Here is a 15,531-nt window from a genome sequence, read left to right on the forward strand (position 1 = left end):
GTTTCCAATGTTGACGGGGATAGTTCCGAATAAATAAATTGCACGCCTAATTGCTCAGACAGGCACTGATAGATTTCATAGGCCTGGTACGGTTTGCGGACAAATTCATCCATGCCAGCATTCAGCATCTCCGCCCGCTGTTCCCTGAAAGCAGATGCTGAGACCGCGACAATTTTTACCTTTTCCCCTCCAGGAAGCCCGCGAATTATTTTTGTGGCTTCTAGCCCGTCCATCACCGGCATTTGTCGGTCCATCCAGATAAGGTGCGGTTTCCAGCTTTGGAATATTTCCACCCCCTGCTTGCCGTTATCGGCAACCTTATATTGAAAGCCGATAGACTCCATCAGATTGGCAAGCAATAATTGGTTCTCGAGCTGATCTTCGACAATGAGAATCCGGTATTCTGCTTGCCCTGGCACCACGCCCAGAACTTCTCTTTCTTTTAATCCATATAGAGTAGTAATGTTGGCTTCCTCTACCTGTTTCAAAGGCAAATCGACCCGAAATAGCGAACCTTTACCCAGTGTACTTTCCAGGCTTATGTGGCCGTTCATTAACTGCACGAATTGACGCGTTATGCTAAGCCCCAGCCCGGTTCCCATATTGTCATCCAGTTGACCCAATTGCATGAATGGTTCAAAGATACGTTCCTGATCTTCCAGCGCAATGCCGTAACCTGAGTCTTCGACTTCGATCAATAAATGCGAAGAAGTGTTGTTCTTCGTACCTAAGCGGATGGTCACTCCGCCTTGCGGGGTAAATCTCAGGGCATTTCCAACAAGGTTAATCAACACCTGACGCAATCGAGCCTCGTCTCCGATAATGTAGCGCGGAAACTCTGAAGACTGGTCAATCTGTAACCGCAGGCCTTTCTCAGCAGCGCGCACCTGCATCATGTTAGTGACATCACGCACCATACCACCTAGATCGAATGCACCCTCATTCAGTTGCACTCGCCCCGCTTCGATCTTGGCCATATCCAATACGTTATTGATCAAGGTGAGCAGGTGTTCGCCGCTGCGATGAATGATATCTATGTTTCGCTGATCATTCTCCTGAAGCAGCGAATTCTTGCGCATGATGGAGGAAAAACCGAGAATAGCGTTCAGCGGGGTACGCAACTCGTGGCTCATATTGGCTAAAAATGTACTTTTGGCCTTGTTGGCCGCTTCGGCGGCATCGCGGGCCAGCAGCAATTCCGTCGTACGTTGCTGTACTGTCTCCTCCAACTGATCTTTGTGTTGACGCAGTTCTTCTTCCGCCTGTTTTCGTTCGGTGATGTCGGTAAACATCTCCAACAGCCCAATGTGATGATGTTCATCGTCTAAGATGGGGGTTGTGGAAACCAGCGTCCATAACGCCTGCCCATCCTTACGGCGATATCTGCGTTCGTAACTCTCCGATAGGTTCTGGACACGGTTTTCCATTGTCCTCTGTTGATCGGGCGCATCCTCCGCGAACATGAAGTCGGTGATTGGCCGACCAATCATTTCTTCGCAGGAATAACCAAGCATTTCTGCCATTCTGGCATTGACAAAGCTGGCCTTGGCGTTTGGCTCAAGCAGCCAGATACCTTCATTAGCCGTATCGACGATACGGCGGTATCTTGCCTCGCTTTCCTGTAGGTTGCGATGGGACAGTATACTGGTTAAGCCGTCGGCCAGCCGCCTGCCGATTTCCTGAAATAGCCTTGTTTCCTCTCCGGTCCATACTCTCGGATAAGAACACTGGTGCATCCCGAACATATAGGGCTTATCGACTTTGGGATAGATGGCCATGGAAAGCTGAGATTGAATATTGAACTGCTTTGCAAGGACATCCGAAAAGGGATGTTTTGAGCCTGGGCCGAACCACACCGGCTCGTAAGCTGAGAGCACAGTTTTATACACCTCAATTGTGCCTGCATCTAGGGGCAGCTCAAGATTTTGAATAAGGGCACCGGGGTACTCTGGCACGGTGCGTTCCATACATGCTCGCCAAGTCGCTGCTGCCGGATCGCAAGGATAACACAGCCAAGCCCTATCGCATCCGAATAACTCAAGCATGGTATCGAGGACATCGACCATCAATTGCTCGACATTAACAGCTCCCTGTATCACCAGATTAATCCTGTCCATACTCTCGAAAAAGCGCAGGGTTGCTTGGCGTTCCTGCTCGGCTTGCTTACGCTCGGTGATGTCCCTGCACATTGCCAAGTTGTAGATCTTGCCATCGAAATCCAAATAATTAGCAGTCACTTCCACTGGAAATTCGCGTCCGTCATGGGTTCGGTGAGTTGTATCCAACTGTAGCCTGCTTTTTTCACAAAGTTGTGGCCAGACTGCATCCCACATTTCCTTCGTCCAATTGGGGTCGATGTCGAACACACCCATACCGCCAGTGAGTTCTTCGCGGCTGTAGCCTAAGGTCTGGCTGGCGCTCTGGTTGACGTAAAGGAAATGAGGATCGTTTTCGCCCATCAGAAAAATGGTTTCCTTCACCCTATCCAGGGCAAAGGTCAGTAATTCGAGTTGATATTGGGTTTGCTTGCGTTCAGTAAGGTCGTAGGCCAAGCCCACGAAACCCGTGATGCGGGCATCTTCGTCCAGTAAAGGAGTGATGGAGAGGTTGACCGGAATCCGCCCGCCGTCCTTGCGGATAAATGTCCACTCGTTTTCCTCGCGCAGGTTGAGTTGGGGACGTGCTGTAAACACATTAAATCCCGGCGCAATCGTTTGGTCGAGATCTTCCGACAACTTCACGGCGCGTTGAGCCATTTCTTCAGGATCGTGCCAAAGCGCCGGGGTCTGTTTGCCGACCACTTCTTCGGCCATATAGCCCAACAAGCGCTCGGCGGCATGATTGAAGCTGGTAATTATTCCGTCAGGTGTTGTAGAGATGATCGCGTAAGCCACATTGTCCAAAATCGTCCGTTGGAGACGGGTGAGCCGACGCAATTCGATTTCCCGCTCCTGGATGGCTTCCATCATCGCGTTGAAGCTGTGGCCTAGGCGAGCCACTTCGTCGGTGCCGACGGCGGGCACGCGTTGCTTGTAGTCTGCCCGGGCACGAACATTTTCGGCCATTTCCGTCAGCGATGTGATGGGACGCACGATCGTCCGTTTCAGGACAGTTAATTGGGCAAGCGTAAAAGTAAGGAAGAGGAGCACACCCCCGCCAAAAATCCATAAGGCTTGCTGGATTTGCCGGATAAGTTGGCCTAAACCCATACTGAGGCGCAGACGCGCGCCACTCGGCAGGCTTTGCAACAGTTCAGCCGTGTCATGGCTGAGGTAGATTCCATCCGGCTTGGCCGGAAACGGCCTAGGCATGGCGTTTGGGATATGGCTGAAGGCAGCCAGAATCCGGCCGCTAGCCAAAACAATATCCGCTTCTAGTATCTGCGGATTGGCCCGCAGGGTGTCAAGGATTTCCTGTGCTCGGATGGGGTCTTCGAAAGCCACGGCTGCGTCAGTTCCCACGGAGACCATTTGCGCGTAGGGCTCCATAATTTGTCGGGCGCGGCCCTCCAATGTGAAGCCCTGAAAGAGCACCAACCCTGCGCCAGTCACAACAAATGCCAATAGTGCTGCGCCCCACAGCACAAGCGCGATCCTATTATATATGCTCATTTTTAGGATCATTGGTTATCTCACCTGGCCCATCACGCCGTTTTCCAGGACTGCTCTGGAAACTTCCAGCATTTTCGTCTGGATGGCCAGTGAAACGGCTCGGGACTGGTCGAGGTTGATGCTCATCTGCACCCTGTCTCCGACCTGAAATTGTATTACCCCGCCTTCCCGTAGGAATTCAGGCGCATCTCCGACCGTCAAAACCGGTTTATCCTTCAATACGACGAGGGCGGCACGACGTTCCGCGACGTCATTGTATGCGAGGAAGATAATCTGGCAAGAAGGCAATTCATCAAGCCTGTCTGCTCGGAAGACTTCAAAGCCGCGACCCTGTTCGGTGCGCCCTTCGAGGGTCGTTTCCAGAACGTCGCCGAAAGGATCCTGCCCCAGTATGCCGATATGCCAGGGCGAACTGCTATTGGGGAACACATTGTTCGGCCAGGTCACATAGTGGGCAAAATTGCGCAGGAAGGCGGCCTTGACCTTGTTCGGGTTTTCCATAGCCAAACCCTGGCTCGTCGCCAGAACCGGCAGTAACACCGCGTATAGCAGGACGATTGCCGGGATAATTCTCCAGCTACCACGTTGGTCGTGCAGCCGTAATCCGTCATCCCGGTGGATGCATGACTTCAGGGCCAATTGCTTGCCCCGAGTTTATAGGTTAAAACAATCGGCATACCCTCAGGTACACTTCTGGCGGCAGTACGATTTGCGCCTTCGTCAATTGATCGGAACACTGAATGGTAAGCAAAAATAGTGTTTTTCAAGGATGCCGCCTGGAAATCAAAACTTGAGCGAGAAATTCAGCATAAACTCGCGCGGGCGACCCCGTGAGCTTTGCGATGGCCGGTACTGTTCGTCGGCGAGGTTCTTGCCTATCAGGTCTATGCTCATCCTGTGCCCGCCCATTTCCCACGAATAGCCGGCCATCGCGTTCAATAACACATAAGACTGATGGGCGGATTTTGGTGTATCTGGCAGTAGGGTTTGGTCTGACACAATGTTGACGCCGCCACCGACATAGAAACCGCGCAAGGCTTCTTGGGTGAAATCGTAACGCGTCCATAGATTGGCAAGATGCGGTGCGCTCATTTGCAGTGGGGCATTGTGATAGCGGTTGACGTTTTTGTAATTCGCCCGACCGGCGGCATCCAGTGAGTTGGGATTTTGGGCGAGTATGGCATCGTCATGGCCGCTAAACTCGGTGATCTTTGCGTCCATATAGCTGTAGGAGAGGTAAAGCTGCCAGTTGTCGGTCAACTTGGCCGTGGCATCCACTTCGAAGCCGCGGGAGCGCTCCCGGCCGCTTTGTACGCTGTAGATCGTCGTTATTCCCGATGAGTTAGTAACCGCAAGGTCGGTGACGATGTTTTTGTTTTGAATTTCGAAGTAGGTCAACGTGCCCGACAAGCGACTGTTGAACAGGTCGTACTTAAACCCGAGATCGTAGCCCCAGCCCTCGGTCGGTTTGGGGATAGATGCAGTCCCGTCGACATTGTTGATCGGAAAGGTGCCGGGGACGAAGGACTCGGAGTAGGTGCCGAACAGCGAGAGCTGTGGCGTCAGCTTATACAGCAAACCGTATTGGGGCGTGACCCTGCTTACCTTCGATTCTGGTTCGGACTGTTGCGCCAGGTTATTGGTGAATTGGCTATCCGTTGAAGTCCAGCGCCAACCGGTTAGCACGAGCAGGCGGTCGTCGAAGAAGCCGAATGTTGAGCCGCCGTATACCGACTTGTCCACGGCCTGCACACTCTGGTCGAAGCGGCCATCCGTTAGTGCGGACAATGGAAACGAGGTGTTGCGGTTCCAGGTCGAAGGATTTCGTAAGTCCCACAACGGCAACGGCGAGCCGATGGGGTTGCTGCCCAACGCCGGGTTATTGGGGGCTTGGCCAGCCCATCGGTCGAAACGTCGGTCGACATATTGCCCTCCGAGCAACAGGCGTAGGCTGGCAAATCCCAAGTCGTACTTGCCTATCCCTTGGAATTCTATGGTGTCGTCTCGATTGGCATAGACCTGGTGCCTGACGCGGCGGCCTTGCAGGCGAGTGGTGGTGTTGGACATGCCTAAGTTACCTGAGAACAGCGTATCGACTTCGTATTCCAGATGCGAATAGCCGACGCGAAAATCCCAGTTGTCGTCGGCCTTGAAATCTATCCTGGCGCTCAGGTTATGGGTGTCGCTATGGCGATAGTCACTGTAAGCCATACTGTTCCAGTTGTCCGGCAGGCCGGGCACATCGACGGCGGACAAGTTGGGGTCGGATGGGGTCGGCACGACCCCGGCTTGGGTACTGTAGCCGGGTTTTTGCATCAGTTGCGGTTCTTCGATCTTTTCGAAGTTTTCATACTTGAGCGAAATCCTCAAGCGGTCATTGGGTTGCCAGAGCAGCGACGGCGAAACATTCCAGGTATGGGCGTCGTAAGGCTCCCAATAATGCATGTCTTGATCGTAAGAGGCCGCCAACCGGTAGAACAGCGTATCCGATGCAGGCCCTGTGACGTCCGCATCGAAACGGTATTGGCCGTAAGAGCCGTAACGGGCGTCGGCGTTAACGGCGAATTGGCGCTGAGGGTTCTTGGTGATGATATTGACGATGCCGCCGGGCGCGACTTGGCCGTAAAGAAACGACGCCGGCCCCTTGACCACTTCGACGCGGCTTATGTTGGTGAAGTCGAAGATCGACGGGCCGTGGACGCCATCGCGCAGGATGTGGATGTTGCCTCCGGGCAACGAGCCGACAGCAAAACCTCTGATAGCCACATTGGCGTTGCCCTCGTTGAAGTCGTTGCTGCGGTAAGTGACACCAGGCGAATAACGTGCGATATCGAAAATATCCCTCGGTTTTTGATCCTTGATGAAGGACTCGGTGAAGGCTTGGATTGCGAAGGGCAGATCCCGAATTGGCGTGTCAAAACGGGAGCCGGATACGGAGTTTGAAGCGCGGTAGCCGCTATCGAATTGGGTGGAAACGTCAAAAGGGGAGACTCTCACCTGCGACAGTTCATCGAGATCCATATCGGCCACGTCTTTCGTTAAACTTGTTGAAGGCTCGGCGTCGTGCTCATACCCGATAGAGGTTGCCATTGCCAATGGAAAACGCTGTAAAAGCAAGATAAGTGCCAATTTTAGTCTAACAGATGTACTCATACCGAGATTAAGCAGATAACCTTTCATTTAAGCTCCCCAATTTTGTTTGTTGTAGAAATTATTTAGGTTAGCTAACCAAGTGACCGCAAAATGCAACCCTCGCCAACTAGGGGTTTAGGGAGCAACGGAACATAAAATCCATTTAGGCTTTATGAGTCCTCTAAATTATAGGATCATTATCGCTTTTCTATTTTGTCAAAACTCATTTGTAAAAATATTGATCTAGATCAACATACTTTCCAATTAAAAATATATACTGTAGATTAGGTTCTGTGAATTGAATTATTTCTCAATTAAAGCCACGCCCATCAAAACATGCAGCAGGCTTGACTTTAAACTTTAAAGGGCCGGAGCAATAAGTTGCAGGTCAGACATATTTAGAGTTTGGGTTGGTGTGGAGAGATTTCGTTCAGGTAAGGGTAGTTCGGCTTTTTTATTAGAAAAAATAGAGTGAGGAATTCCATATGAATATGCGACAAACATTGTTGGCGGGCGCAACTGTTATGCTACTAGCGACGAGCGCCGCTTGGGGCGGGATCGGAAATGGGACGTGCGCCGCACCTCCGTGCGGTAATGCATACGGGAAGGCTCCCGAAATTGATGCAGCCACAGCGACGATTCCAATTGCTTTGTTAACAGGCATTGTTCTTTTGATGAAGGAAAGGAAGCGGTCTAAACGCCCATCTAAATCGGACGAATAGGCAAATTGAGGCGTTGAGGGTATTTCTAACATTAGACAGTCCGTATCCTTTTGTCTAGTCGATGACTACAGGACGCTATTCGACCCATTGGGTCGATAAAATCCGGCTTTAAGCAGTAACCCGAAGCTACGGCTATAGCCGGTGGAGTTTCATACCCCAAAAATTTGAGTTCGCTATGCCTTTTGGGTTATGCACAAGCAGAGAAATAAGCTATATGGCCAATTGAAATTACAGAACCTGATAGCGACCAACCTGTGTAAAGTATATAGCTATGTTATTTTTTCCTGATAGGTTGCTGTGGGACGTACTTTCACTTTCGAGAAAGAGAAAAAATTAATTTTTTGAATGGCTGGTATGGAGAACCCCATTCAGCAGTATGAATCTCACCAATTGATAAGCGGAGCCAAATTATTGCGGATGATGAATAAAATATCTTTTTATACATCATAAAATAAACTAATATGAGTTATAAAAGTTACGGCTATAACTCATGGTTTGGAACTGGCAACAACCCGATTGGCCTCATTTTAGTTACGAAGCATTACCCCTCGTTGGTTATGACAACAGGCTATTGCTTGGTGCAGGCCTTTTGTTTGGTGCTTTCAAGCATCTTGATGTTGATGAAAAAAGTCAGTTAACCATCGAACTTATCAGCAATGAAGCCTTAAAAACTTCAGAGATCGAGGGCGAATACCTGGATCGCGACAGCCTGCAGTCATCCATCCGCCGCCAATTCGGATTAGTATCAGATAACCGTAAGATTCCACCTGCCGAACAAGGTATTGCACAGGTCATGGTGAATTTATATCAGGGGTTTCAGTTACCACTGTCCCACGCCACCCTGTTTAATTGGCACACCATGTTGACCAACGGCAGACGTGACCTTAATGACATCGGGCGATACCGTACCCATCAAGAGCCTATGCAAATCGTATCGGGACAGGTCCACTCCCCCAAAATCCATTATGAAGCGCCGCCATCCGCACAAGTCATGTCGGAAATGGATAGGTTTATTGACTGGTTTAATGCGACAGCCCCAGACGGAAATTCACCATTACCCGCTTTAGTACGTGCCGGTATTGCCCACCTTTATTTTGAGAGCATCCATCCTTTTGAGGATGGCAATGGGCGTATCGGGCGGGCAATTGCCGAGAAAGCCTTGGCACAGTGTTTGGGGCAACCCACGCTGATTGCTATTGCCCACATAATTGAAAGAAACAAAAAAGCTTATTACTCCGCGCTTGAACAAGCCAACAAGGTCAATGAAATTACAGCATGGTTAATCTATTTTGCGGATACCATTTTAAGTGCCCAAAGCCATACCCAAGTCAGGCTTGAGTTTCTGATAAAAAAAGCCAAACTTTATGACAGATTACGAGGACAACTCAACGTCCGTCAGGAAAAAGCATTGGCCAGAATGTTCCGAGCAGGCCCGGAAGGGTTCAAAGAAGGTTTAAGTGCAGAAAAATATTTGAGTATTACCGGCACAACCCGTCCGACAGCGACTCGCGACTTACAAGATTTGGTGATAAAAGGGGCGTTAACAAGGACAGGGGAACGAAAGTATACGCGGTATTACCTTAATCTTGAAAGTTAATAGACTATATATTATCCTATTGAATTAAATAACATTATGCTGATTTCTCCAAAGCGGCCTGTGGCTCATATCAACCATTTTTGGAAGATCGGCCAAAACCGGGCTTTTATCCCTTCAAAAAATCTAATCAGTGCGTGGTCACTTAGGAACAAAGTAGGCTTACATAGTTGCGTTTTTACCCCATCTTGAAACACACTAATTGAATAAAAGTTTAGGTTGCAAAAGTACATCGGATTTGCACACCTAATTTCATATCATTTGCACGCGTATGACCGATCGGATTTAACAGCTAATTTCGGAAAATTGTACGCGAAGTTTTGCACATGTGTATTGTCATTCTTATCTAAGCGTCGGTAATGGGTTGGTTTGCCACGTTCGGTAACAAGCAAAAATTGATATTTCCGAATGACTGGTAAGGGGGATTGAAATCTGGCATTCAAATTATCAAAATCAATTATCCCTAAAAGCCTCTCATATGATTTGGTACTGTTCTAAAGATTTCAGCCACGCCATTTTGAAACATTTCCAGCTTTGCGTAGATCTGATACAATCTAGCTAAATAATTAGCTAAGGTATAATCTAATGACCCAAACCATCAACATCCATGAAGCAAAAACCAGGCTATCCCAGTTAATACAACAGGTTGAAGAAGGTGATGAGATTATTATTTCACGGGCTAACAAGCCCATCGCCCGGTTGGTGGCTTACCGGGAAAAAGCCCAACCGCGCCGTTTAGGGGAAGCAAAAGGAATGGTCGAGATAATGCCCGATTTCGACCAATTGCCGGAAGATTTTCTGGAACATTTCCAATGAAGGTATTGCTGGATACCTGCGCTTTTCTATGGCTTGTTACCGATGACCCTAAGCTTTCTGAATTGTCCAAAGAGATATTCTTGGATTCTGGGAATGAACTGCTACTGAGTGCGGCCACTGGGTTTGAAATAACCATAAAATACAGTCTAGGGAAATTGCATTTGGCTGAACCTCCAAAAGAGTTCATTTCCAACCGCATTCAGGCCAATACCCTGACAGAATTGCCCATATCAATGAGTCACACTTACACTTTGCACAACCTACCGCTGCATCACAAAGACCCGTTTGACCGACTACTCGTTGCCCAAGCGATGGTCAACCGAATACCTTTGTTAAGCCCCGACGAACAGCTTTCAGCCTATGACATTACACGGTTGTGGTAATCCTAAGCATTAGTTGCGACTAATCCTTTATAAATTAAGCGCGATCATATAGTTAAATACAATGCCAGCATCCAAAGCCATTGCCACCGAAAATTCCGCCCCTATCATATGGGTGCAAGGCATTAACAAGACCTATGCCAGCGGTTTCCAAGCCCTCAATAACATCAACCTGGAGATAAAACGCGGCGAGATATTCGCCTTGCTCGGGCCAAATGGTGCGGGGAAGACAACATTGATTAGTATCATCTGCGGCATCGTCAATTCCACTTCTGGAATCGTCATCGCCGACGGTTACGACACCGTGCGGGATTACCGCACAGTGCGTGCAACCATTGGTCTGGTGCCGCAGGAACTGCATACGGATTCATTTGAGTCGGTCTGGGCTACGGTCAAATTCAGTCGGGGTTTATTCGGAAAGGCGCCCAACGCACCCTATCTGGAAAAAGTGCTGCGCGACCTATCCCTGTGGGATAAGCGCAACGTGAAAATCAAGGAGCTATCGGGCGGGATGAAGCGCCGGGTGTTGATTGCCAAGGCGCTTGCCCATGAACCAACGATATTGTTCCTTGATGAGCCGAGTGCCGGCGTGGACGTGGAGTTACGGCATGACATGTGGCGCATGGTGCGCGAACTTCGCGCCAAAGGCACCACCATCATCCTGACCACGCATTACATAGAGGAAGCCGAAGACATGGCAGACCGGATCGGCGTCATCAACAAAGGTGAACTGATTGTTGTTGAAGACAAAAACGTACTGATGCGTAAACTCGGCAAAAAGCGGCTCACATTGACGTTGCGACAGTCTCTCGCCAGCATCCCGGCCGCGCTTATTGGTTGGAATTTAACACTCGCCGACGATGGATCCACCCTAATTTATACTTTCGACACTCAGGAAGAAGAAACCGGTATAGCTGAGCTGTTAAGGACTTTAAGCGAACACCATATAGAATTTAAAGACTTACGTTCTACTGAAAGCTCTTTGGAAGATATTTTTGTCAGCTTGGTACATCAGCCCAAGGGGAATGCCTCATGAACATCTATGGCATCCGCGCCATTTACCATTTTGAAATGGCACGCACTTTCCGTACCCTATGGGAAAGTATCGCTGCACCGGTACTTACCACCTCGCTGTATTTCATCGTATTTGGCAAAGCCATCGGTTCGCGTATGGGCGAGATTGATAGCGTCAGTTACGGCGCCTTCATCATCCCGGGGCTGGTTATGCTGAATTTATTGAACGAAAGCATTTCCAATGCGTCTTTCGGTATTTACATGCCCAGGTGGGCGGGCACTATTTATGAGCTTTTATCAGCACCGGTTTCGTGGATCGAAGTGTTGATTGGTTATGTGGGGGCGGCGGCGACCAAGTCGGTGATGTTGGGCATCCTTATTCTGGGGACCGCCCGCATTTTCGTGCCTTATGAGATCGCCCATCCCTGGTGGATGGTTGCCTTTCTTCTGCTCACTGCCGTTACTTTCAGCCTATTTGGCTTCATTATCGGTTTGTGGGCCGATAATTTCCAGAAACTACAGGTGGTTCCGATGTTGGTCGTCACCCCGCTCACCTTTCTAGGCGGCGCGTTCTATTCGATCAATATGTTGCCCCCTTTGTGGCAGAAAATCACGTTGTTCAATCCAGTGGTATATTTGATCAGCGGCTTTCGCTGGAGCTTCTACGGCATTGCCGATGTGAATGTCGCCATGAGTATTGGCATGACATTTGGCTTTCTAACCCTCTGCCTGATTTTTGTATGGTGGGTATTTAAGACGGGATACAAGATCAGAAACTGAGGCAACGATCATGAACTGGGGAATTCAATTTTCACTCCGACATGACTATCTAAAAGATATATTTCAGGTTTACGCAAAAATTAGCTATCAATTATTTGGATAGAAAGGCTTTCGATAAAACGAAGTTAATCATATCCTCGGGTGATAATTCCTATGAGCAAATCATTTTCCATCATGCTGCAACGGAAACTGATTTATACGGCGGTTACCCGTGCTAAAGATCAGGTCTTTTTTGTGGGTGATATTGAAGCGTTAAGGATTGCGGTTAGTGGCATGTGGGATGAGGATAGGATGACGGGGTTATGTGAGGCGATGTGTTGATTGATTACCCAGAGTTCAGAATCTAAAATCTACTACACATAATTACTGTTGGACTTGCATATCAATTGTACAATTCTGGAAACAAGCTACTACAAAAATCTATGATATTATTTTACTCTAGCGTCCAAGCTAACTTCTTTCACTCAAATAACAAAAAATCTTATGGACTCCACGCTTGCGATTATCCTTAGTCTTTTCTTGCTTCTTTTTTTTGGAACGGCTAATTTCGGTTTCTATGTATGGTTGAAAAAAAGCATTTATACGAGAGAAAAGTTCGCTTTTGCAGGATTGACCGCTGCTTCCGCCCTCACACTGTTTGTGATCGCCAGTATTTTTGCCCAGCAACCGCCTTGGCTTGCGGCCTTAGGATTATTCAGGCAAATAACTGGTTTGTCTTATCAACCGCCGCAACCATTGACCTATGAACAGGAAATCCTGTCAATTCTTCTAGTCGCTGGCTTTTTTCTGTTCATAAACTATATACACAGACATTGGAACGGGGCCCTAAGCACTGCTCATTACGAGCAGCAGCAAAAACAACAACCACCCAGTCTTATCGGCGATACTTGGCTATTTCTGAACCCATCCCAGTATAAAAAGTTGCTCGAAATCTATAACCCTGCCAATCAATATCGCCCGACTGCTTTGGAAGGTGCAGCAGAAAGCTTGGTTTGGCACCAGCAGGCCAGAGATTTATTGTTATTGACCAGCCGCCTTTATGACTTTCCTGATGATGAATGGCACAACCAAGCCCTCTGCTGGATCGGAACACATAAAGGCACGGGCGATATTGTGGTATTGGCATGCAGGGAAAACCAACCGGACACTGTGGAACTTCAGACTTTAACCGATTATGCCGACAAAGTACGGCGTAATAAGGGGCGTACCAGCAATGGCTTGGAGTTCATCATCGCCTTGAAAGACGGCAACACAGACGAACAAAGTCAGTTAAACGGTCATCCCTTACGCACCGTAAGCGAATCATGCCTACTGGATAGTTTGGTGAATTTTGACGACTATTTCCGCGACTTGACCAAACGGGTGGAAAAGGACTGTTTAACGGGTTCTAATCTGACCATAAACCAGGTCTACACAGCGTCCCGATATAAGCTTGATAAAGATGGCGATGCACAACCCAACCTTGAAGTTTTCTTGAATGAGTGGCTGAAAGACCCAAGCCTGCGTCAAATCGCCTTATTGGGCGAATACGGTCAAGGCAAAAGCACCATTTCGCTAATGCTTAGTTATCACTTAATGCAACGCCTACAACAAGACCCACACTCGGCACGAATTCCGATTCTGCTAGAACTGCGAGGCAAAAGTCCGCGCAACTTACGGGAAGATGAACTGATTTCCACCTGGGCGGGTCGATACGGGATTGATACGCGCGGCCTTATAAAGTTATTGATGGCCGGGAGATTGTTGTTGATTTTTGAAGGCTTCGATGAAGTGGACTTGTCCGGCGACAGCGATGCCCGCATCAATCATTTCAAGATTATGTGGGGACTATGTTATCCCAAGGCCAAGATCATGGTCACAGGTCGTCCCAATTATTTTTTAGACGATACCGAGTTAAAAGCTGCATTAGGCATCCAAGCCTCCAGCCTAGAACGACCCTATTGCCAAGCGGTGCAATTGGTTCCCTTCAATATACAGGAAATTGAACATAGCTTGCGTAATCTCGATAATGAAACTCGAGAAGGTATTGTTGCATTGGCAGCCGTAAACGAACGCTTTTACGATATCATTTCACGTCCATCCATGCTCTATGTGGTTAGCATATTGTGGAAAACGGAAAATTTAGCCCAGTACGGGGAACGCATCAATTCCGCCTTGGTGATGGATATTTTCATTCGTCACAGCCTTGAGCGCCAAGGCGGTAAAGGCCAACGATATGACTTTACTCCGCCGGTTGCTGGTAAAGCCAAACCAGCGTTTATGGCACTCAATAGCCGCGAACGTGCGTATTTTATGGAAGGCATCGCCACTTATATGCTCATTAATGAGCTACCAAACCAAATCACTGCAAGAGAATTGGAAGAGGTAGGACGACTATTAGTTAAAGCGATTCCTGAGGCGGTATCCTCTGTGGATGCCCAAGGTGGCGAGACTCGCAAGCCCTTAAGGCAGCGATACGACTTAGACAACAAACCGGAAGAACTCCAAACGATCCTTACCGATGTGCGTACTTGCGGCTTATTGGTGCCCGATTTAAGCCGGAGCGGTTCCTTCAAATTTGGCCACAAATCTTTCATGGAATTTCTGTCCGGAAAAGTGTACGCACAATGGTGCTTACGCAAAGAATTACAAGATGCCGAGGAAAAGGAAGTGAATTCCTTAGGAAACACATTTAATTTGAATATGCGCCATGTTGTATGGCAGACAGAAGTAATGGCCTTTGCGGTGGAATGGATTGCGGAGAGGGCGAAAGATCAAGGACAAGCAGCGAGTCTCTTGTTCGCATTATTATTTGGACAATACAATTTTACTAGGAAGTTTCTTGGAATAATTTATAAGTTAGCTTTGAACCAGTTAGCATGTTCGGGTTATAGGACTCGGTTAAATCCTCGAATTGAGTTATATATAATTCGGGCATTTCTTCCATCAGAGATGAAAAGACAGTTAGGAGTAAATGCTAATCATATATTAATAACTCTAATGTATTATTTTTTTATTACATTAATTTTTATAATTATATCTTTAATGTTGAGAATGGAATTTACCAACAATTTTGTTTATCAGTTTGTCCCATTTACCCTAATATCGTACATTATTTTATTCTTAGCATTGTATATTAAATCGTTTTGTATTTTATTTTATGGGTATAAAAAAAACAATTTAATGTTGTCTTTATGGGCCAAATTTAGAATCTGGCACGCAATATGTATTGCGGCTCATCTGGAACGCCGCGCCATGAATAGAATAGTTGGCGTAAAATCCATTATTTTACTCGATGAGGTGGCCAACCAAGAACCCCAACCCTGGACGATTGCAGAAAGTTTGCATAAGCTCAAAATGACTAAAAAAAACTTTATAATTGACGGCGGACTATTATCAAGACAAGGAACGTGAAGTATAGTGCTGATGAAAGGAAAAAATTAAAAACGAAATCAATTGTGAAGCAGTTTGTTAATAATTTTGAGTCATCTATTCTATCGTGT

At 47.8% G+C, this 15,531-nt stretch carries 10 protein-coding genes; 7 read left to right on the forward strand and 3 right to left on the reverse strand.

The window, feature by feature from the left end:
- The 3 genes from MGMO_RS19470 to MGMO_RS04380 form a co-directional block, all read right to left on the reverse strand.
- Positions 1-3,611, reverse strand: a 3,611-nt coding sequence (locus MGMO_RS19470; protein ID WP_235557227.1) for a PAS domain S-box protein, incomplete at its 3' end; no start/stop codon positions are given.
- Between the two features lie 15 nt (positions 3,612-3,626).
- On the reverse strand, positions 3,627-4,250 hold the full coding sequence (locus MGMO_RS04375) for a YfiR family protein (protein WP_235557228.1): 624 nt from the start codon (positions 4,248-4,250) through the stop codon (positions 3,627-3,629).
- 144 nt (positions 4,251-4,394) lie between these two features.
- On the reverse strand, positions 4,395-6,791 hold the full coding sequence (locus tag MGMO_RS04380) for a TonB-dependent siderophore receptor (RefSeq protein WP_023493822.1): 2,397 nt from the start codon (positions 6,789-6,791) through the stop codon (positions 4,395-4,397).
- Between the two features lie 1,164 nt (positions 6,792-7,955).
- Here MGMO_RS04380 and MGMO_RS04390 point away from each other — a divergent pair.
- The 7 genes from MGMO_RS04390 to MGMO_RS04415 all read left to right on the forward strand — a co-directional run bounded on the left by MGMO_RS04390 (position 7,956) and on the right by MGMO_RS04415 (position 15,442).
- Positions 7,956-9,062, forward strand: coding sequence for a Fic family protein (locus tag MGMO_RS04390; RefSeq protein ID WP_023493824.1), 1,107 nt, complete (start codon positions 7,956-7,958; stop codon positions 9,060-9,062).
- A gap of 582 nt (positions 9,063-9,644) precedes the next feature.
- Positions 9,645-9,875, forward strand: coding sequence for a type II toxin-antitoxin system Phd/YefM family antitoxin (locus tag MGMO_RS04395; RefSeq protein ID WP_023493825.1), 231 nt, complete (start codon positions 9,645-9,647; stop codon positions 9,873-9,875).
- Positions 9,872-10,258, forward strand: coding sequence for a type II toxin-antitoxin system VapC family toxin (locus MGMO_RS04400; RefSeq protein WP_023493826.1), 387 nt, complete (start codon positions 9,872-9,874; stop codon positions 10,256-10,258). Before MGMO_RS04395 ends, MGMO_RS04400 begins: the two co-directional genes overlap by 4 nt.
- Positions 10,259-10,319: 61 nt before the next feature.
- A complete protein-coding gene (locus tag MGMO_RS04405; RefSeq protein ID WP_023493827.1) occupies positions 10,320-11,291 on the forward strand; it encodes an ABC transporter ATP-binding protein in 972 nt (323 codons plus the stop codon).
- Entirely contained in the window at positions 11,288-12,049 is a 762-nt protein-coding gene (locus MGMO_RS04410; protein ID WP_023493828.1) for an ABC transporter permease, read from the forward strand. Before MGMO_RS04405 ends, MGMO_RS04410 begins: the two co-directional genes overlap by 4 nt.
- Positions 12,050-12,190: 141 nt before the next feature.
- Entirely contained in the window at positions 12,191-12,370 is a 180-nt protein-coding gene (locus MGMO_RS18885; RefSeq protein ID WP_268768284.1) for an ATP-binding domain-containing protein, read from the forward strand.
- An 828-nt stretch (positions 12,371-13,198) separates the two neighbouring features.
- Complete coding sequence (locus MGMO_RS04415) at positions 13,199-15,442, forward strand: NACHT domain-containing protein (RefSeq protein ID WP_152976293.1); 2,244 nt, start codon at positions 13,199-13,201, stop codon at positions 15,440-15,442.
- The last annotated feature ends 89 nt before the right edge of the window (positions 15,443-15,531 follow it).

It is taken from the genome of Methyloglobulus morosus KoM1 (genome assembly GCF_000496735.2).
In the GTDB taxonomy this organism is placed as follows: Bacteria; Pseudomonadota; Gammaproteobacteria; order Methylococcales; family Methylomonadaceae; genus Methyloglobulus; species Methyloglobulus morosus.

Bases quoted from the DNA above. Each gene is read 5' to 3' on its own strand.
- MGMO_RS04380 (WP_023493822.1), bottom strand. From the start codon at position 6,791: ATGAAAGGTTATCTGCTTAATCTCGGTATGAGTACATCTGTTAGACTA.
- MGMO_RS04390 (WP_023493824.1), top strand. From the start codon at position 7,956: ATGGTTTGGAACTGGCAACAACCCGATTGGCCTCATTTTAGTTACGAA.
- MGMO_RS04395 (WP_023493825.1), top strand. From the start codon at position 9,645: ATGACCCAAACCATCAACATCCATGAAGCAAAAACCAGGCTATCCCAG.
- MGMO_RS04400 (WP_023493826.1), top strand. From the start codon at position 9,872: ATGAAGGTATTGCTGGATACCTGCGCTTTTCTATGGCTTGTTACCGAT.
- MGMO_RS04405 (WP_023493827.1), top strand. From the start codon at position 10,320: ATGCCAGCATCCAAAGCCATTGCCACCGAAAATTCCGCCCCTATCATA.
- MGMO_RS04410 (WP_023493828.1), top strand. From the start codon at position 11,288: ATGAACATCTATGGCATCCGCGCCATTTACCATTTTGAAATGGCACGC.